The organism is Psychrobacter sp. TB55-MNA-CIBAN-0194 (genome assembly GCF_040309505.1).
Lineage (GTDB): Bacteria > Pseudomonadota > Gammaproteobacteria > Pseudomonadales > Moraxellaceae > Psychrobacter > Psychrobacter fozii.
Map to the genome: position 1 here is coordinate 1 of NZ_JBEOOW010000828.1, position 233 is coordinate 233.

The window sequence follows — 233 nt, forward strand, 5'->3', positions numbered from 1 at the left end:
GTTAGGAGGAGATGTTCAGATGGGGCTGAGAAAAAGTATCGTATTGGTGAACTAGCACAGATTGCACAGGTGACGAAACGAACTGTAGATTATTATACGAATCTAGGGTTGCTTGCGCCTGTTAGATCTTGCTCTAATTATCGTTATTACGATGAACATGCTTTAAAACGATTACAATTAATCGTTCTTTGCAAACAGCAGAGATTGGCTCTTTCTGACATCAAATCCAGATT

At 39.1% G+C, this 233-nt stretch carries 1 pseudogene; it reads left to right on the forward strand.

Annotation, left to right across the window (positions count from 1 at the left end):
* Positions 1–233, forward strand: a pseudogene (gene cueR, locus AAEY75_RS17230) (Cu(I)-responsive transcriptional regulator); the annotation flags it as partial.